We start from the raw sequence: 19,259 nt of genomic DNA, 5'->3' as shown, positions 1-19,259 counted from the left end.
TCAGCTTCAGGTTCGGGAACCCGCAATCTCTCATGGGGACAGGGGTGGCACGCCATGGGGCAGACCTTAACGCATGAGCTCCGGTCTGTTCAAGTTCATCATCGCGCGCACCGGATGACGCCACCCGTCACCGTGCTCAAGGGCAACGGATTGGCGATTCAGAAAAACGGCCCCAAAGGCTAGAATAGACATTATCGCGTCCACGAGGGAACGTCATGAATGCCAAACTCGCCGTCAGCCTGGTCCTGCTCCTGATCGTCCTGGTTTTCATCGTCCAGAACACCGCCGTGACCGAGCTGCGCTTCCTGTTCTGGACGCTGTCGATGTCGCGTTCGCTCATGATGTTCCTGCTGCTCGGCATCGGACTCGCCGCCGGCTGGCTCCTGCACGCCCACTTCACTTCCAGGAAAAGGCGCTGACACTGCGGAATACGCCACGCGTACACACCATGTACCGCCGCAGCCTGGTACTCACCTGCGCGCTCCTGCTGATCTGCGCCGCCGCAGCGGCGCAGCCGCCGCGGCTCGAGATCGAGATCACCGGCGTGGCCGGCGAGCTGCTCGAAAACGTGCGCGCGAACCTCAGTCTGTACCAGCAGCGCGAACACCCGCTGCTCGGCGACGCCCTGATCCGGCGCCTGCATGAACGTGCCGACAGCGAGGTCCGGTACGCGCTGGAACCGTTCGGCTACTACCGGGCCCGCGTCGACGGCGCGCTGACCCGTACCGACACGGGCTGGCGCGCGCGTTATACCATCGATCCCGGCGAACCGATCCGCCTCGACGAGATCGCCATAACGCTCGAGGGCGACGGGTCCGCCAACTTCGCGCTGCGGCGCTGGCGCGCGGAGTATCCCCTGCACGAGGGCAGCGTCCCGCTGCACAAGTCCTATGAGGACGCCAAGCAGGCGCTGCTGCAGCTGGCGCGCGAACGCGGCTATATCGAGGGGAGGCTGCTGGAACACAGTATCCTGATCGACCTCGAGCGTTACCGCGCCGCGATCACCGTGCGATACGACACCGGCCCGCGCTATGCCTTCGGCGACGTCGCCTTCGTCCAGGAGGGGTTCGACGAGGATTTCCTGCGCCGCTACCTGAACTTCCGCCCCGGCGACCCCTACAACGCCGCCAGGCTGCTCGAACTGCGCCGCATCCTCGCCGACAGCGATTACTTCGAACTGGCCGAGGTCGTCGCCCTGCCCGATCAGGCGGTCGAGCGCCGCATCCCGGTGCGCATCGAGCTGACCCCGCGCAAGCCGGCGCGCTATTCCGCCGGCATCGGTTACGCCACCGACACCGGGGCGCGCGGCATGCTGGGGTACGAGAAGCGCCGCGCGAACGCGTTCGGCCATCATTATGACTTCATCCTGCGCAAGTCGGAGATCGACGCCAGCGCGACGGCGCGCTACCGGATCCCGTTACGGCGGCCGGCGACCGACTCCCTCACCTACCATGTCTCCTGGATCGATGAAAACACCGACACGGTGCAACGCATCACGAATTCCACCGGCATCGACCTGACTGAACAGAAGGGGCGCTGGCTGCGCGGCATCGGGCTCAGTTACGAGATCGAGCGCTACCGCCTGGGCAACGACGACGACTCCACCCTGCTGATCCCGCGCATCCGCTGGGAGCGCGCCAGCACCACGCGTCGCATCCAGGCGCGCGAAGGCTGGCTGTTCGATGTTGAGTTCCGCGGCGCCTACGACGAGCTGTTTTCCGACACCTCGTTCTTGCAGACGCGCAGCAACGGCAAATACATTCAGGGGCTCGGCGAACACGCACGCCTGCTCCTGCGCGCATCGGCCGGCGCGACGACCACGCCCGAGTTCATCGACCTGCCCGCCTCGCAGCGTTTCCTCGCGGGCGGCGACCAGAGCATCCGCGGCTACGCCTACGACTCGCTCGGCCCGACCGACGCGGACGGTGTGGTCATCGGCGGCAGGCACCTGCTGGTCGGCAGCGTCGAGATCGAGCGCGAAGTCCGCAGCGACTTCGCGCTCGCAGCGTTCCTCGACGCCGGCAACGCCTTCGACTCCGGAGATTTCGACATCGTGCGCGGCAGCGGATTCGGCCTGCGCTGGCGCACGCCGATCGGCGCGATCCGCCTCGACCTTGCGCAGGCGCTCGACAAGGAAGGCCGTCCCTGGCGCCTGCACCTCACCGTGGGTCCCGATCTGTGAAACGCCAGCTGATACCGGCCCTCACCCTCGCCCTCGTCGCGGCGCTCGCCGCCGGCGCGGCGGCGCTGCTCTACACCGGGACCGGGCTGCGCTGGGCGTTCGATCAACTCCAGCACCGGGTTCCGGGGCAGCTCTCGGTGGAGGGATTCGACGGCCGGCTCGCCGGCCCGCTGACGATCAGCGGGTTGCGCTATGAAGACGGGAAACTCAGCGTCCGGGCCGACCGCATCATGCTGCGCTGGCGGCCGGGACGCCTGTTCGACGGCCTGATCGTCATCGACGCGCTCGAACTCGGCGCGGTCGAGGTCACGATAAAACCCGCCCCCGACGCGGATCGCGGCGGGGCCTTCGACTTCTCGCTGCCCTTCCCGGTTGAGCTCCGGCGCATGACTGTTGCCCCGCTGGTCGTCGCACTTCCGGAGCGTGAGCCGCTGACCGTCGACACCCTGGAATTCAGCGTCACGGCCCGCGACGAGATCGTACACCTGTCCGCCCTGCGCCTCGCTGCGCCGTGGCTGCGGCTCGAGGCCGAGGGCGAGCTGCCGCTCAATCCGCGCAGGCCGCTGCAGGCCGCGCTGCGCTGGGAAACCGCCGTACGGGATACGGCCATGGCAGGCACCGGCACGCTCGGCGGGACCTGGCGCAACATCCGCGCCGACCTGCACCTCGCGCGGCCGCTCGGCCTGAACGCCACCGCGCAGATCGATACCGGACTCGGCGCCGACGGCGTCCCGTCGCGCTGGAGCCTGAACGGGGCGGTGGAATCCTTCGCCCCGTCCGCATTGCTGCCGCAGGCACCCGCCGGCGAGGTCACCGAACTCACCGTGCGGGCGGAGGGAGGCGGCGACACCATTAGCGCCGACAGCAAACTGATCTGGCGCGACGCGCGCCATGGCAACTGGGCGCTAGGCCTCGCTGCGGAGCGAAGCGGGACACAATGGGAATTTCCCCGGATCCACATCGAGTCCCTCGACGGCGCGGCGAAAGTCGAAGGCAGCGCGCGCCTCCAGGTCGCGGACGGCGTGCCGGCCGGGTTCGCCCTCGATGCGCGCTGGCGTGACCTGGCCTGGCCGCCGGACAAGGGTGGCATTGTATCCAGTCCGCAGGGTGAACTGCATGCTGAAGGGACACCGGAGCGCTACGACTTCACGCTGAGCGGCGCGCTGCACCCGCCACACGCACCGCCGCTGCGCCTCGCCGCCTCGGGCCACGGCGACCGCGCCGGCGCGACCGTCACGGAGCTGACCGGCACCTGGCTGGACGGGACCTGGTCCGGGCAGGGCATGCTCGCCTGGTCGCCCGGCCTGCGCTGGGACGCCACGCTCGCGGCACAGGGCGTCAACCCGGCCGTGTACCGGAAAGGCTTCGACGGACGGATCGACGCCGCGGGCCGGGTGCACGGCGAATATGCCGGCGGCGCGCTCGCGCTCGGCATCGACGTCGATGGCGTCGAGGGCACGCTGCGCGGGTATCCCCTCTCGGCACAGGGCCGCATCGCGCTGCAGGAAGGCGAACTCCGCATCGACGACTTGCGTCTGCGCTCCGGCGACGCGACGCTCGACGGCAGCGCGCGCCTAGGCGCACAGTGGCAGCTGGACTGGCGCCTGCATGCGCCGGAGCTCGCCGCGCTCCATCCGGACCTCGCCGGCGAACTGCGCACGCAGGGCAGCGTCAGTGGCCCTCCCGACGCCCTGCGTACGCGCATCGAACTCGAGGGCAGGCGCCTGTCCTTCCGCGACCTGCGCGCGGACGGTCTGCGGCTGAACGCGGATGTCGACCTCGCCCCCGCGGGGCGCTGGGAGGCGCACGCGGAGGCCGCTGCCGCCGGACTGCGCGACCTCCCCCGCGCACGGATCATGCTGGACCTCAGCGGCGATTCGCAGGATCACGCGCTGCTCCTCACGGCCGAACAGGGTGAATACCGTTTCGAACAGCACCTGAGCGGCATGCTGCGGGACGGGGTCTGGCAGGCGCGCCTCCACGACGGGGAGCTCGTGCTTGCCGCCTTGGGCGCCTACACACAGGAGACGGAGGCCGGGCTGACGCTAGCGCCGGAGGCGTTCTCCCTGCAGGACTGGTGCTGGCGCCGTGACACCGCGCAGATGTGCATGGCGGGCGCAAGCAATCCGGGCGCCGGCCTGCACGGGGAGCTGCGCTGGCGCCAGATCGATCTCGCGGACCTCTCGGCGCTGCTGCCTGCGTCCGCAGTGAAGCTGGGCGGGAGCGGCACGGGAAGCCTGCGGCTGGACTATTCAGCGGGCCGCCTGCGCGCCGTGGACGCGAGGCTCGTGGCTACCGGCGGCGCGCTGAGTTACACCGTGCCTGGAAATGGATCCACTGCGCAGGCCCACACCGTTGCATATCGCACGGCCTCACTGGAGATCGGCGGCGGCGAGGACGGCCTGCGCGCCGGCCTGCGTGTCGATATCGCCGATGGCGCCCGCCTCGAGGCGGAGGCGCAGCTGCCGGAGTGGTACGCCGCCGAGCCGCAGTTTTCGCCGCAACAGGCGCTCACGGGCCGCATCGACCTCGACCTGAACGATCTCACCCCGATCTCGCTGCTGCTGCCCGACCTGGTGCCCGGCGGCGAAGCCCGTTTGCAGGCGCACGCCATGCTGTCCGGTTCCCTCGACGACCCGCGCATCGGCGGGCGGCTCGATGCCACCGTCGCGACACTCGCCGTGGCGCGGCTCGGACTCAGCCTGCGGGAGGTGAACCTGGGCCTGCAGGCGGAACAGGACCGCTGGAGGCTGGACGGCGCGCTGCGTTCAGGCGCGGGGCGGCTGGAAATCGAGGGCGACGGCGTCGTGCATGGCCGCGATTCATGGGAGGGCACGCTGGCGCTCAAGGGCGAACAGGTCGAGATCGTACGGCTGCCGTCGGCCGAGGTCACCGCCTCACCCGACGTCACGCTGCGTCTCACGCCCGGCGATCTCGAGTTCAGCGGGACGCTCGCCATTCCCGCGGCCCGCATCGAGCCCTTCGCGGCGGAGGCCGCGACGGGCGTCTCCGAGGATGTCGTCCTCGTCGGCGGGGAGGCGCGCGACGCGCCGCCGCGGCTGCGCGTGCACGGCGAACTCCTTCTCATCCTCGGGGACGAGGTGCGCGTCGCGGGCAAGGGACTGGAGGGCCGCCTCGCCGGCCGGCTGCGCATCCTGATGAACACCCCGGAGAATATCAGCGGCCAGGGAGAGATCCGCATCGTCGAAGGAAAGTATCGCGCCTACGGCCAGAACCTGAGCATCGAGCAGGGACGCGCGCTCTACGCCGGCGGTTCGATCGACAACCCGGCGCTCGACGTCATCGCCTCGCGCCAGCGCGGCGATGATATCAAGGTCGGCGTGCGCGTGACGGGCACCGCGGACCACCCTCTGGTGCGGCTGTTCTCCGACCCCGCCATGGACGACGGCGACGTGCTGTCCTATCTCGTCCTCGGCCGTCCGCTCGATCAGGCCTCGGCGACGGAGGGACGCGCGCTGTACCAGGCGGCGACCTCGCTCGCGCTGGTCGGCGGCGAGGCCCTCGCCACCCGCATCGGGGGGGTGTTCAACCTGAGCGAGGTGAGTATCGAGGCCGGCGAGGTGAGCACGGATACGGCGCTGGTGCTGGGCAAGTCGCTGTCGCCGCGGCTGTACGTGCGGTATATCCAGGGGCTGGTGGAAAACACCGCGGCGTTCCAGATCCGTTACCGCCTGAGTGACAAGTGGACGCTGGAAACGGAGAGCGGGACACGCGTCGGCTCCGGCGCAGACCTGATCTACAGTTTCGAGCGCTGAGGGACGCGGTATTCAGCCGCCGCCGGGATATTGAAGCGTTGTGAGCGGCTCGACACAGCCCGTGGGCCGGCTGCCGGCGTTGCAGGCACCTGTAGCCCGCCCCTGCGGTTGGTCATCGCCTCCGCGCGAAGGCTGCGTACCGCGTTTCTGCTACGAGAGAGATAGAGGGCGCTGAACACCCGCGCCGTCATCCCGGCACGGGGGGACCGTTCACCGCCTGATCTCCTGCCGATTGCGCACGTCGGTGCCGCTGACCATGTAGACGACGTACTCGGCCAGGTTGCGCGCGTGATCGCCGATGCGCTCCAGCGCCTTCATGATGAGCACGGCGTCGATCGCCTGGCCCAACGAGCGGCTGTCGCCCGGGACCAGATTCGCCAGGCGCCGCAAACCCGCCTCGAACTCGCGCTGCATGATGCCCTGGTCCGTCAGCAGGGCCTCGGCGCGGTCGATGTCGAGGGTATCGAGCAGCTCGACCGCCTGGGTAAGGATCTGACCCGCCGCCAGACTCATTGCATGGGCGTCGTTGAGCGTTCCACCACCGTCCGCCTCCGGATTCGTCTCGTACATGCGGATGCACAGGTCGGCGATGCGCATTGCCTCGTCGCCGACGCGTTCGAGGTGTGAGACGATCTTGGAGAACGAGATGATCACGCGCAGATCCATCGCCAGCGGCGCACGCCGGGCCAGCATCGCGACGATCTCCTCGTCAACCTCGACCTCCAGCCTGTCCACGTCGCGCTCGCGACGCATGACCTTGCGGGCCGCGTCGAGGTCGCGCCCGCCCAGGGCGTGCAGCGCCAGCCGTGCCTGGTCCACCGCCAGGCCGGCGATCTCCAGCACGCGCATATGCAGGTTGTTGAGTTCGCCGTCGAAACGGCGTACGGAATGTCCTTCCAGAGACTGAACCATATGTCGCTCCCGTGTCGGTACGGGTTGATGATGCCGCGCGGCGGAGCCGTCAGCCGAAGCGTCCCGTGATGTAATCCTCGGTGAGCTTGTGCACCGGATTGGTGAAGATCTGCGTGGTCTCGCCCACCTCGATCAGGTTGCCGAGATGGAAATAGGCGGTGCGCTGCGACACGCGCGCGGCCTGCTGCATCGAGTGGGTGACGATGCAGATCGAATAGTGCTCGCGCAGCTCGTCGATCAGGTCCTCGATCACCGCGGTCGCGATCGGGTCGAGCGCCGAGCACGGCTCGTCCATCAGGATCACCTCGGGATTCACGGCGATGGTGCGCGCGATGCACAGGCGCTGCTGCTGGCCGCCGGACAGCCCGGTGCCCGGCTGGTCGAGCCGGTCCTTCAACCTCACCCCACAGGCCGGCGCGCTGCAGGCTGGTGACGACCATCTCCTCGAGCTCGGCCTTGTTCTGCGCCAGGCCGTGGATGCGCGGACCAAATGCAACGTTCTCCCAGATCGACTTCGGGAACGGATTCGGTTTCTGGAACACCATGCCGACCATCGCGCGCAGCGGGACCACGTCGATGCCGGATGCGTTGATGTCCTGGTCGTCCATGAAGATCTGGCCGGTCACGCGGCAACCCACGATGGTGTCGTTCATGCGGTTGAGGCAGCGCAGGAAGGTCGACTTGCCGCAGCCGGAGGGCCCGATCATGGCGATCACCTCGTTGCGGCCGATGTCGAGGTTGACGTTCATCACCGCCTGCTTCGCGCCATAGTAGACGTTGATTTCGTTGCAGCGCACGCGCGGATCTTCCACCCGCACATCGCCGACAGTCTCCCGCTGTTCCCGCTTCGTAGTCAGTGAATCCATGCCCTTCACCACTTTCTTGACATTGGTCCGATCCAATTGTACCGCTTCATCAACCGTATCTACAGATGACATATGCCAGCCCTCTTGCAGGTATTCGTAAAATCACCACCTGCGCTCGAACCGCTTGCGCAGGATGACGGCGACCGCATTCATCAGGATGAGAAACGCGAGCAGCACCAGGATGGCCGCCGAGGTCTTCTCGACGAACGCCCGCTCGGGGCTGTCGGCCCAGAGGAAGACCTGCACCGGCAACACGGTGGCCGGGTCGAACACACCCCCGGGTACGGTCACGATGAAGGCCACCATGCCGATCATCAGCAGCGGCGCGGTCTCGCCGAGCGCATGCGCCATGCCGATGATGGTTCCGGTCAGCATGCCCGGCATGGCGAGCGGCAGCACGTGGTAGAACATGGCCTGCATCGGCGAGGCGCCCACGCCGAGCGCGGCCTCGCGGATCGAGGGCGGCACCGACTTCAGCGCGGCGCGGCTCGCAATGATGATGGTGGGCAGCACCAGCAACGTCAGAACCAGCGCGCCGACCAGCGGCGAGGAGCGCGGAATACCGAAGAAGTTGATGAACACCGCGAGTCCCAGCAGGCCGAACACGATGGAGGGCACGGCCGCGAGGTTGTTGATGTTGACCTCGATCAGGTCGGTCAGCCGGTTGCGCGGCGCGAACTCCTCCAGGTAGACCGCGGCAGCCACCCCGATGGGGAAGGACAGTAGCAGGGTCAGCAGCAGCGTGTACAAGGATCCGACGAGCGCCCCGCGGATGCCGGCCAGTTCCGGATCGCGCGAGTCGCCCGCAAGGAAGAAATTCGTGTTGAAGCGCTTCTCCACGCGGCCGTCCGCGACGAGCTGGTCGATCCAGGCGATCTGGTCGTCCTTGACGCGCCGGTCCAGCTCAGGAACCGTGCGATCAACGTGGCCCTTCATCAGCATGTCGACCTCGTCGTCGGCCACCAGCCAGACTTCCTGCCGGGCGCCGATCAGAGCGTGATCGTCCAGCACCCTGTCGCGCAGCTCGAAGCCCGCGCCGGTGCTGATGATGCTGTAGAGATCACGACGCTCGCTGCGATCCGTCACGGCAGGGAACATCTCACGCAGGGATGCCTTCACCAGACCGGCGTAATCGGCGGTGTTGAGCGTCTCCGGATCACGCGTCCCTTCGGGATCGATCCCGGCAGGGTCGAAGTATACCGGTACCTTTATATAGGTCTGCGTGAAGGCTGTGTAGCCGTTGCCGACGATGCTCACGAACAGCACTGAAAGGGACGCCAGGCCGAGCACGATCGCCGCAAAACCGTAGATACGGAAGCGCGTTTCCGCCGCCTGGCGCCGCTTCAGACCGGCGCGCACGATCTCGATGGTGCGCCGGGAATCCAGCCCGTCGGCGCCGGCGTTATCCCTTTCCTGATTATTCATATTGCTCCCGGTACTTCCGCACGATATGCAGGGCGAATACGTTCAACAGCAGCGTCGCGACGAACAGCACCAGGCCGAGGGCGAACGCGGCCAGGGTCTTCGGACTGTCGAATTCCTGGTCTCCCGTCAGCAGGGTCACAATCTGCACTGTCACCGTGGTGACCGCATCCAGCGGGTTGGCAGTCAGGTTCGCGGACAGGCCCGCGGCCATGACCACGATCATGGTCTCGCCGATGGCGCGTGACACGGCCAGCAGGATGCCGCCGACGATGCCGGGCAGCGCGGCCGGCAGGATCACCTTGCGCACCGTCTCCGACTGGGTCGAGCCCAGGGCGTAGGCGCCGTCGCGCAGCGCCTGCGGCACCGCGTTGATGACGTCGTCCGACAGCGAGGAGACGAAGGGGATGATCATGATGCCCATCACGAGCCCGGCGGCGAGCGCGCTCTCCGAGGCGACGTCGAGGCCGAGGGTGGCGCCGGCGTCGCGGATCATCGGGGCGACGACCAGGGCCGCGAAGAATCCGTAAACGACGGTCGGGATGCCCGCGAGGATCTCGAGCAGCGGCTTCACGTTGGCGCGCAGCCTGGGGCCGGCATATTCCGACAGGTAGATGGCGGAGAGCAGGCCGATCGGCACCGCCACCACCATGGCGATGAACGAGATCAGCAGGGTGCCGGCGAACAGCGGCACGGCGCCGAACGCCCCGGAGGAACCGACCTGGTCGGCGCGGAGCGCGGTCTGCGGGCTCCAGTGCGGGCTGAACAGGAACTCGAAGATGGAAATCGTCTGGAAGAAGCGCAGCGATTCGAACAGCACCGAGAGCACGATGCCGATAGTGGTGAAGATCGCGATGCTCGAGCAGGCGATGAGCAGCGCCATGACGATGCGTTCGACGGCGTTGCGGGCGCGGTAATCCGGCCTGATGCGTGCCAGGCTGAAGGTGCCGGCGACGATGACGAGCGCGAGCGCGACGACGCTCAGCGCGGCGTGGCTCGTAGCGCGCAACTGGCGGTAATGGTCTGACGCCGCCAGCATGGCCGCGTCGGCCTCCCGCGAGGTGACGTTGCCGCTGACCAGATTGCGAATATCGTTGACCACCAGGTTGATCCGGCCCGGATCCAGGCTGCGAATCTCCTGCGGCAGATTCTCAACCAGTATGCCCGTGATGATCGCATCCTCGGCGGAAAACCAGATGCCCGCCACCAGCAGGGCGGGAAGTCCGCACCACAGGGCGACGTAGTAACCGTAGTAGGACGGCAGGGAATGCAGGTTGCGGACCTTGCCCTGCGCGACCGAGAGGGCGCGCCGCCGCCCCAGGTAGAAGGCGATCGAGCTGAGGATCAGCAGGACCATGATCAGCATGGAGGTTTGCATGGCCTAGACCGTCGTTATATTTCTGTGCAGTAAAATATCAAACAACGTTCGTGACAAAAATGCGGCGGCCGGCATGCGCCGGCCGCCGCGTTACGGATCTTACATCGACATCGGCGTCAGTTTCACCGCCGCATCGCGGAACTTGGCGCGCTCGGCGTCCGGCATGGAGATCAGACCGCGATCGGACAGGTAACCCTCGGGGCCCCAGGCCTTCTCGCTGCTGAACTCCTTCAGGAATTCCTCGATGCCCGGGATCACCCCGATGTGGGCCTTCTTCACGTAGAAGAACAGGGGCCGCGAGATCGGATATTTCCCTTCCGCGATCGCATCATACTCGGCGGCCACGCCGTCCACGATGGAACCCTGGACATAATCCCGGTTCTGGTCCAGGAAGCTGTAGCCGAAGACGCCGACGGCGTTGGGGTTGCTTTCCAGCTTCTGCACGATCAGGTTGTCGTTTTCACCGGCCTCGATGTAGGCGCCGTCCTCGCGCACGGTCATGCAGATGCGCTTGAACTGGTCCTCGTCCTTCTTCTTGAGATCCTTGATCCAGCTGAAGGTCTGGCAGCCGCCTTCCAGTGCCAGCTCGGCAAAGGCGTCGCGCGTGCCCGAAGTCGGGGGCGGGCCGAGGACTTCGATCTTGTTGGCGGGCAGGGCCGGGTTGACATCCTTCCAGGTCTTGTAGGGATTCGGCACCACGCGGTCACCGCCCTTCGGATCCGGCACTTCCTTGGCCAGGGCCAGGTAGATGTCGCGCAGCGTCAACTGCATCTGTGCCGCCTTCTTCGAGTTCGCGACGGCGATACCGTCGTAGCCGATCTTGACCTCGATGATATCCTTCACGCCGTTCTGCTGGCAGGCGTCGTATTCGCTCTTCTTGATCGCGCGCGAGGCGTTGGTGACGTCCGGATGTTCGACGCCGACGCCGGCGCAGAACAGCTTGAAGCCGCCGCCCGTGCCGGTGGATTCGATCTTGGGGGTCTTGAACTTGGTCGCCTTGCCGTACTGCTCGGCTACTACCGTGCTGAAGGGATAGACCGTGGACGAGCCCACGATACTGATATAGTCGCGCGCGGCCTGCGCGGACACGGCGGCAGCCAGCAGGGCTGCGGTGAATGTCGCCATTAGAACCGGTTTTCTAAGCATGTCGTTTTCCTCTTAATATATCAGTCAGGTTGATCACCTGGGCCGGCGCCGCGGCGGGGCATCCATCGCGGCCACCGGTCATTCCCTCTGAATGCACCCCTGGTGAGGCGCTGTTTGCGAACACCGACTTTATAAAGGAGCTGTATGACAGTTTAATTACAACCGGCCTGCGGCATTACTGCCCGGGCCATTCTCGCACGGCCGGTGTCACGCGGGCGTCACAATTCCCCTATTCTGCCTGGGTCATGGGGATACACACGAGCCGGCGAGTGCGGCTGATGTTTGTATTAGCAGCTAACTTCATGCAAAATCACGCATTATTTACCAGCACAGGTAGACACCGAATAATTGCGGAGCGGACGGATGAGCGCTTCGAACGACACCCGGAGGGCGCATGAAGGTCCTGGTCATCCTCGGTCACCCCAATCACTCCAGCCTGTGCGGTGCGCTGGCCGAGGCCTATGCCGGAGGCGCGCGTCAATCCGGACAGGATGTCCGTATCCTGCGCCTCGGCGATCTGGCCTTCGACACCAACTATCCCACCCGGCCGCAGGACGCGCAGGGCGATGAACCCGACCTGGCCCAGGCCCGCGCGCACGTCACCTGGGCGGATCACCTGGCCTTCGTCTTTCCGAACTGGTGGGGGATGATGCCCGCCCTGCTCAAGGGATTCATCGACCGGATCTTCTCGCCCGGCTTCGCCTTCCAGATGCATGACGATGGCACCTGGGACAGGCTGCTGAAGGGAAAAACGGCCCAGATCATCACGACCATGGATACCCCGGGCTGGGTCTACCGCCTCATCTACGGCCAGCCGGGCATCAACGCGCTCAAGCGCGCCACCCTGCAGTTCTGCGGCGTCACGCCGGTTCGCGTGCTGCGCTTCGGTACCGTGTTCAATTCCACGCCGCCGCAGCGGGCGCACTGGATCGAGAAGGCGCGCGCGGCCGGGCGCCGCCTCGCTCTCGGCGTGCCGGACCGCGGCGAGGCCGTGGCGGCGAAGACGCTGAGCTGGATCCGGGCGATGCGCCTGCAGTTCTACCCGATGACCTGGCTCGCCTATACGCTGGGTGCGGGTATGGCCCACGGCGTCGGCGTGTTTGCGCAGCCGGTGTACTGGCTGGGATATCTCGCGGTGTTCCTGCTCGAGTTCGCCGCCGTGCTGATCAACGAATATGTCGACTACGACAGCGACCGCCGCAATCGCAACTTCAGCCCGTTCAACGGCGGTTCCCGCGTGCTGGTCGACGGCGCGCTGAGTTTCGCCGAGGTGCGCTACGGCCTGGCCTTCGCGCTCACCGGCTTCGCCGCCAGCGGCCTGCTGCTGTCCGCCGCGGGCGGCGTGCCGGCGGCGACGCTGGGCGCGCTATGCGTGAGCGGCGTGATACTCTGCCTGGGCTATACGTCGCCGCCCCTGCGGTTCTGCTGGCGCGGCCTCGGCGAGGTTGTGGTCGCACTCACTCACAGCTTCCTCGCCGTCGTCTGCGGCTGGCTGCTGCTGGGCGGACCGGCCGCGGACCCCCTGCCCTGGATGCTCGGCCTGCCCCTGTTCTGGTCCATCCTGCCCGCCATCACGCTGTCGGCGATCCCGGACCTGGAGGCCGATTCCGCGGTGGGCAAGCGCACGCTGGTGGCCGAACTCGGGGCCGGTCGCGCGCTCGTGTTCTGCATGGCGGCGGTCGTGGCCGCGGCGGCGTTCGCGCTGGCGTGGCAGGTGCTGGGGATCGGCGGGGACAGCTATGCGGGCATAGGCTGGTTCGTGCTGCCGCACGCGGCGCTGCTGCTCGTCATGCTGCAGCGCTACCGGCGGAGGTACCGCCGCCCGACGCGCATCAACGGCCTGATGGCCACCGCCCTGAGTTACATACTGTGGTTCGTCGCGGTGCCGTTCTGGAATACGCTGTAGGTACAGCCACGGTGACGCATCCCGGCGCGGATTCTATGCGATAATGGCGCCCGGAAATCGAACCCGGCCGAACGGCGTAAACTGTCTGAGGAGATCCCATGGGAAGTGCAGTCAAATCGCCCTGCGTCAGCGAGTGCATCATGGATGATAACGGTGTGTGCACCGCATGCGGGATGACGGATAAAGAGTCCAATACCTGGTACAAGCTCTCCGACGAGGAGCGCCTCAAGATCGTCGAACGCCTGGCGGCGCAGAAGAAACCGCAGGCGGGCGGCACCGGCAGCACGCAGTCATAAACCGCCGGACGGCGGCTGGATCCGGCGCACCCGGGACCGCGCCGCGCGCAATTCAGCCATGACGCTCCTCACGCTCAACGAGGTCTCGCTCGCGTACGGCCACCACCCCCTGCTCGACCATGTCAGTTTCGAGATCGCGGCGGGCGAGCGGGTGTGCCTGATCGGACGCAACGGCGCGGGAAAATCCACCCTGTTCCGCGTGCTCAGCGGCAAGGCTCAGCCCGACGACGGCAAGGTCTGGCGGCGCGACACCCTGCGCGTCTCGCACCTGGAACAGGAGGTTCCCCTCGACATTGATGCGACCATCTATGATGCGGTAAGCGCCGGGCTGGGCGATGTCGGCCGGCTGCTCGGCGACTACCACCGGGCGGCGCAACGGCTCGACGGCGCCGCGCCCGGCGCGCTCGCCGAGCTGTCCGCACTGCAGCAGCAGATCGAGACACGTGATGGCTGGAACCTGGCGCAGCAGGTCGAGACCGTATTGAGCCGACTCGACCTGCCGCCGGACCAGGCCGTCAACACATGCTCCGGCGGCGTGCGGCGCCGCGTGATGCTGGCGCAGGCGCTGGTCAGCGCGCCCGACCTGCTGCTGCTCGACGAGCCGACCAACCACATGGACATCAAGGCGATCGACTGGCTGGAGGATTACCTGCTGTCCTTCCGCGGCGCGCTGATCTTCATCACCCATGACCGCACCTTCCTGCGCCGGCTCGCCACCCGCCTCATTGAACTGGACCGCGGCCGCCTCACCTCGTTCCCGGGCGACTACGCGAACTACCTGCGCCGCAAGGACGAGATGCTCGCGGCCGAGGAGCAGGCCAATGCCCGGTTCGACCGCAAGCTCGCCGAGCACGAGGTGTGGATCCGCCAGGGCATCAAGGCGCGGCGGACGCGCAACGAGGGCCGCGTGAACCTGCTGGAGCAGATGCGCCGCGAGCGCGCGGGCCGCATCGACGCCGCGGGAAAGGCCAGCCTCGCCGTCGACGCCGGAGAGGCGTCGGGCCGGCGCGTGGTCGACCTGCGCCACGTCAGCTTCAGCTACGGCGGCCGCTGCATCGTCCGCGACTTCTCCACCAGCATCGTGCGCGGCGACCGCATCGGAATCATGGGACCGAACGGCTCCGGCAAGAGCACGCTGCTGAAGCTGATCCTGGGCGAGCTCAGTCCCGATTCCGGCGACGTGGTACACGGCAGCCGCCTGCAGATCGCCTACTTCGACCAGCAGCGCGAACTGCTCGATCCGGACAAGACCGTGCGCGACAACATCAGCGAGGGCAGCGACTTCGTCGAGGTGCGCGGCCGTCCGCGCCACGTGGTCGGATACCTGAAGGACTTCCTGTTCCCGCCGGAACGCATCGACGCCCCGGTGCGCATCCTCTCCGGCGGCGAACGCAACCGCCTGCTGCTCGCGCGCCTGTTCACCAAACCCGCCAACATGCTGGTACTGGACGAGCCGACCAACGACCTCGACGTGGACACCCTCGAACTGCTGGAGGACCTGCTGTCGGATTACGACGGCACCCTGCTGATCGTCAGCCACGACCGCAGCTTCCTCGACAACCTGGTCACCAGCACGATCATGTTCGAGGGCGGCGGCCACGTCTCCGAATGCGTCGGCGGTTACGAGGACTGGCTGCGCCAGCGCCGCCCCCCTCCGTCGCCGGGCGTGCGCCCCGCCGCGGACAAGACGCCGCGCGCACTGCCTGCGGCGACGCACAAAGCCGCGGCAACAACGCCGGCGAAACGCAAGCTGAGCTTTGCGGAAAGGCGCGAACTCGAAGCCCTGCCGGGACGCATCGAGGCGCTGGAGCAGGAACAGCGGCAGCTCGAACAGGAGGCTGGCAGCGGCGAATTCTACCAGCAGGACAAGGCCGCCATCACCGCCGCGCTCGCGCGCCTCGAGGAGCTCGGCCGGGAACTGCAGTTGGCCTACGACCGCTGGGAGTCGCTCGATAAATTGGGGTCAGAGTAAGAACTTTCGCAATCCTGCACATCATTTGTCCCGGTTGCTGAACAGTTTTTACCCTGACCCCGGGTATCCGTCTCCAGCTGTCCCGAATAGAACAGTTCATCCCCGCAGCGGCGGCAGCGGTAGCGCGCACCGTGCAGGATCAGGTTGTGCCGCCGCGTGGTGAGCGGATGGACGAGACAGGCGCAGCGGTAGGCGTGGCGACGCTGTGCGCGCGTGGGTATCCCCTCCAGGTCATGCTCGCTCGCGGCGGAGGGATCGACGCCGAAGTCCTGCATCACGGCGCGCCACTCGCGCCCGTGCGGACGCACGCGGCGCAGGCCGTACAGGCGGTCGGTAACGTAATGCGCGACCTCGTGCGGCACCGTCACCGAGAGGCTGTCATGCGGGTATTTGGCGAACAGGTACGGGTTGTAGCGGATCACGCGCTCGCCGCGCCGCACCCGGTACATCCCCGCGGCGCGGCCCATGAGGTCGAACAGCACCGGGATCGGCTCGAAGCGGCGGCCGAAGATCGCGCCCGCACGCGCGATCCAGGCGTGCGTCGCCTCGACCACCGCTGCCTGCCGCATGTCATCGATCGCTTCGTACCGGTTCATATGACGCCCATTGTGCAGGATCACGCCACGGCTGCTCAAGGCGGCGGGACCACCGCCGCAGTATAAGGATGCCGCCGGGTGATCAGCCCGCTGTAGAGAAAGACGTCGAGCAGACGCTCATAGGCCGCGGGCGAGATCGCCGGGTCGGGCGCCCAGCAACCCAGGCGCTGGTACGCGGCCACCGTGCGCGCCAGCACCGCGGGATCGACCGCCGGGAAGAAGCCGGCCTCCCGCAGCAGCGCGGCGATCCCGTCCGCCGGCGCCACGATCGCGTGTTCGCGCGCGCGGCGGTAGGCGCGCGTGAAGGCGCGCGCCATGTCGGTGGCGAGCCAGGCGCGGTCCGCGCACAGGCTGCTGAAGGCCACCGGACCGACCGCGTCCCCGACGGCGGCGACCACGCAAGCGATTCCCTCATGTTCGAGCTGCTGCGGCGCCGGACCCTGCAGGTGCACGTAGTCACCGCTCCCGTCGCGGAAGGCGCGCTCGATCGCCTCCACGCCGCCGGCGTCGATCACCTCCAGTGCCGCGACATCGACGCCCCTGCGGTGCAGGGCGTAGCGGAACATCGCGAGCGGCTGGAAGAAGTGATCCACCAGCACCGTGCGGCCGCGCAGGCGGTCCCAGGTGAAATCGGGCTCGGGTCTCCGGCCGGCGAGGAAGAAACCGTCGCGCTCGTTGATCTGCGCGAAGTGCGCGACCTCGATGCGCTCGCCGCGTTCGAGCGCGGCGAAACTTGTCGCGACCGCCGACTGCGCCACGTGGCAGGTCCCGTCGGCGAGTGACGCCGCAACCGTCCGTTCCGGAGTCGCGAGCGCGTACCTCGGCTGCAGTCCCTCCGCGCGCAGATAACCGCCCGCCACCGTCAGCAGGTACGGCGCATAGAAGGCGGAATGCCGCAGGGCCATCAGATGAATGTGTGTCACGCCGCGACCATGCCCCAAGTCGTTGATTCGATGAATTATGACAGCTACGGACCCGCCGTGGAAACCGCCCCGGCGGATCCCGGTCCGCGCGCGGCGCGTCTGTCCTTATAATAGCGGATGCAGACCGGGCGGCTCACCGCCGCAACTTTGCCCGGGTCGGAGGGTCTCAAAGAGTATGAAGTACTTATCGACAGTCACTGGTGTGCTGTGCGCGGGACTGATCGCGGGATGCGCGTCCAATATCCCGAAAGAGATCAGCGATGCACCGCCCGGCAGCCCCATGGTCGCCGAGGTGCGTGTCGACGCGCAGCAGTTCATCGGCGCGCACGTGCGCTGGGGCGGGACGATCGCCGCGGTGGAGAACCGCGAGAGCGAGACCTGGGTCGAGGTCGTCGCGCGCGAACTCGACGGCTCGGGCCAGCCGCGCATGACCGACCGCAGCGCCGGTCGCTTCATCGCCGTGATCGACGGCTTCCTCGATCCGGCGCTCTATGCCGAGGAGCGCGAGATCACCGTTTCCGGCGTGGTCGAGGACGAGGTCACGCGCAAGATCGGTGACTACGATTATGCCTTTCCGCGCGTGCGGGTGAACAATTACCTGCTCTGGCCGCCGCGCCCGGAATACGATCCGCGCAACTATCCGCCCCCCTGGTACTACGATCCGTGGTTCCCCGGGTACCCCTATTACTCTCCCTATCGTTACAATCACCGCCACCCGGTGAAAAAATAGGAGCGACACCCCATGCATCGCCTGACCCTTCCCGTGTTGGCGGCGACCCTGATCGGACTGGCGGCCTGCGCCACCGGCCAGCGCTTCGACAGTGCCAGGTACGACGCGAAGTCACACCCGTCCGACGTGGCGGAAAACCCGGAGTTCTACACCGACGCGGCCTTCCTGTGGGGAGGCGTCATCGTCAACAGCTCCAACACCCAGAACGGCACCCAGATCGAGGTGCTGTCCTACCCGCTCGCCTCCTCCCAGCAGCCGGACACCGACCGCACGCCGAACGGCCGCTTCCTGGTGACCGATGAACGCTATCTGGAAACCCTCGACTACGCGCCCGGGCGCCTGCTGACCGTCGGCGGCACCCTGAGCGGCACGCGCAGCGGCCAGATCGGCGAGGCGGACTACGTGTACCCGGTCATCCGGCCCGACGGGCTCCGGCTCTGGCCCAAGGACAGCCAGCGCAACGATCCGCAGTTCCACATCGGCATCGGTGCGGTCTTCGGCCGCTGACGCCACAGGCGGACGGTGACGGAATTCTTGTGTCAGGTGACAGGCTTACGCGTCTGTCCCCGGGAGCAAAGCGCCGGGTGCATCATTAGTATTGCCGTCCCACTTGCATTAAAATCCCCACTACCTGAGTCAGTCTTTGAGGGGGAACGGTCCATATGAGCGAAAAGGTGGATGACAAGCGGCTCCGCGCCTCGGCGATCGGAGAGGATCTCAGCGAACAGGAATGCCAGATCCTGGCGGGAATAATGGGGGTGCGCCACCTGCACGACGGCGAACTGCTCGTCGCCGAGGGGCAGGCGGACAACACCCTGTTCATCCTCATTGACGGCAAGCTCGCCGTCACCGGCAACGTGCTCGGGCAGGAGATCGTGGTCTATACGATGAAGGTCGGCGAATGCGCCGGCACGCGCGCCTTCGTCGACCGCACGCCGCGCAAGGCGACGCTGCGCGCGGTCGGCCCGGCCACCGTGTACACCATGAAGCCGGACGCCTTTGAGTCGCTGCTTGAAAAACACCCGCACATCGTCTACGGCGTCATGCGCGCGCTGTTCCGCATCACCCACGCCAACCTGATGCGCATGAACCAGGAAAGCCAGGAACTCGTCAATTACGTCTCGAAGATTCGCGGGCGTTATTAAAGAAAAATG

15 protein-coding genes and 1 pseudogene are annotated in these 19,259 nt (G+C 67.0%); 9 read left to right on the top strand and 7 right to left on the bottom strand.

The window, feature by feature from the left end:
- Positions 1 to 215 precede the first annotated feature (215 nt).
- From IPK65_07445 to IPK65_07435, 3 genes are read left to right on the top strand one after another with little or no spacing between them, the layout of a single operon-like run.
- Positions 216 to 419, top strand: a complete 204-nt coding sequence (locus IPK65_07445) for a LapA family protein (protein MBK8162969.1) — start codon at positions 216 to 218, stop codon at positions 417 to 419.
- 29 nt (positions 420 to 448) lie between these two features.
- Positions 449 to 2,182, top strand: coding sequence for an outer membrane protein assembly factor (locus IPK65_07440; protein ID MBK8162968.1), 1,734 nt, complete (start codon positions 449 to 451; stop codon positions 2,180 to 2,182).
- Entirely contained in the window at positions 2,179 to 5,958 is a 3,780-nt protein-coding gene (locus tag IPK65_07435) for a translocation/assembly module TamB domain-containing protein (GenBank protein MBK8162967.1), read from the top strand. The genes IPK65_07440 and IPK65_07435 overlap by 4 nt, the downstream gene beginning before the upstream one ends.
- A gap of 210 nt (positions 5,959 to 6,168) precedes the next feature.
- On the opposite strand, the gene phoU is transcribed toward IPK65_07435, so the two are convergent.
- From phoU to IPK65_07410, 5 genes and pseudogenes are all read right to left on the bottom strand, one after another.
- A complete protein-coding gene (gene phoU / locus IPK65_07430) occupies positions 6,169 to 6,870 on the bottom strand; it encodes a phosphate signaling complex protein PhoU (GenBank protein MBK8162966.1) in 702 nt (233 codons plus the stop codon).
- 49 nt (positions 6,871 to 6,919) lie between these two features.
- Positions 6,920 to 7,808 (bottom strand): annotated as a pseudogene (locus IPK65_07425) (phosphate ABC transporter ATP-binding protein).
- 30 nt (positions 7,809 to 7,838) lie between these two features.
- A complete protein-coding gene (pstA, locus tag IPK65_07420; protein ID MBK8162965.1) occupies positions 7,839 to 9,161 on the bottom strand; it encodes a phosphate ABC transporter permease PstA in 1,323 nt (440 codons plus the stop codon).
- The gene (pstC, locus tag IPK65_07415; protein MBK8162964.1) at positions 9,154 to 10,536 is read right to left on the bottom strand and encodes a phosphate ABC transporter permease subunit PstC; all 1,383 of its coding nucleotides are present in this window, start codon (positions 10,534 to 10,536) and stop codon (positions 9,154 to 9,156) included. The genes pstA and pstC overlap by 8 nt, the downstream gene beginning before the upstream one ends.
- Before the next feature lie 99 nt (positions 10,537 to 10,635).
- Positions 10,636 to 11,682, bottom strand: coding sequence for a PstS family phosphate ABC transporter substrate-binding protein (locus IPK65_07410; GenBank protein MBK8162963.1), 1,047 nt, complete (start codon positions 11,680 to 11,682; stop codon positions 10,636 to 10,638).
- Between the two features lie 394 nt (positions 11,683 to 12,076).
- Here IPK65_07410 and IPK65_07405 point away from each other — a divergent pair, with 394 nt between their 5' ends.
- The 3 genes from IPK65_07405 (at position 12,077) to IPK65_07395 (ending at position 15,856) form a co-directional block, all read left to right on the top strand.
- Positions 12,077 to 13,588 (top strand): NAD(P)H-dependent oxidoreductase, encoded by a 1,512-nt coding sequence (locus IPK65_07405; GenBank protein MBK8162962.1) that lies wholly within the window; start codon positions 12,077 to 12,079, stop codon positions 13,586 to 13,588.
- A 98-nt stretch (positions 13,589 to 13,686) separates the two neighbouring features.
- Positions 13,687 to 13,884 (top strand): DUF1289 domain-containing protein, encoded by a 198-nt coding sequence (locus tag IPK65_07400; GenBank protein MBK8162961.1) that lies wholly within the window; start codon positions 13,687 to 13,689, stop codon positions 13,882 to 13,884.
- 58 nt (positions 13,885 to 13,942) lie between these two features.
- Positions 13,943 to 15,856: an ATP-binding cassette domain-containing protein gene (locus tag IPK65_07395; protein MBK8162960.1), complete on the top strand. Its 1,914-nt coding sequence runs from the start codon at positions 13,943 to 13,945 to the stop codon at positions 15,854 to 15,856.
- Here IPK65_07395 and IPK65_07390 read toward each other — a convergent pair.
- Both IPK65_07390 and IPK65_07385 read right to left on the bottom strand, forming a co-directional pair.
- A complete protein-coding gene (locus IPK65_07390) occupies positions 15,814 to 16,452 on the bottom strand; it encodes a SprT-like domain-containing protein (GenBank protein MBK8162959.1) in 639 nt (212 codons plus the stop codon). The genes IPK65_07395 and IPK65_07390 overlap by 43 nt on opposite strands.
- A 35-nt stretch (positions 16,453 to 16,487) precedes the next feature.
- A complete protein-coding gene (locus IPK65_07385) occupies positions 16,488 to 17,375 on the bottom strand; it encodes an ABC transporter substrate-binding protein (GenBank protein ID MBK8162958.1) in 888 nt (295 codons plus the stop codon).
- Positions 17,376 to 17,550: 175 nt separating this feature from the next.
- Between IPK65_07385 and IPK65_07380 the strand changes: the two genes are divergently transcribed.
- The 3 genes from IPK65_07380 (at position 17,551) to IPK65_07370 (ending at position 19,250) form a co-directional block, all read left to right on the top strand.
- A complete protein-coding gene (locus tag IPK65_07380) occupies positions 17,551 to 18,105 on the top strand; it encodes a Slp family lipoprotein (protein MBK8162957.1) in 555 nt (184 codons plus the stop codon).
- A gap of 12 nt (positions 18,106 to 18,117) precedes the next feature.
- A complete protein-coding gene (locus tag IPK65_07375; protein MBK8162956.1) occupies positions 18,118 to 18,612 on the top strand; it encodes a Slp family lipoprotein in 495 nt (164 codons plus the stop codon).
- A gap of 155 nt (positions 18,613 to 18,767) precedes the next feature.
- Positions 18,768 to 19,250, top strand: a complete 483-nt coding sequence (locus IPK65_07370) for a cyclic nucleotide-binding domain-containing protein (GenBank protein MBK8162955.1) — start codon at positions 18,768 to 18,770, stop codon at positions 19,248 to 19,250.
- Positions 19,251 to 19,259: the final 9 nt, after the last annotated feature.

The organism is Gammaproteobacteria bacterium (assembly GCA_016712635.1).
Classification (GTDB): Bacteria; Pseudomonadota; Gammaproteobacteria; order SZUA-140; family SZUA-140; genus JADJWH01.
This window is presented reverse-complemented; position numbering and strand designations above follow the sequence as displayed.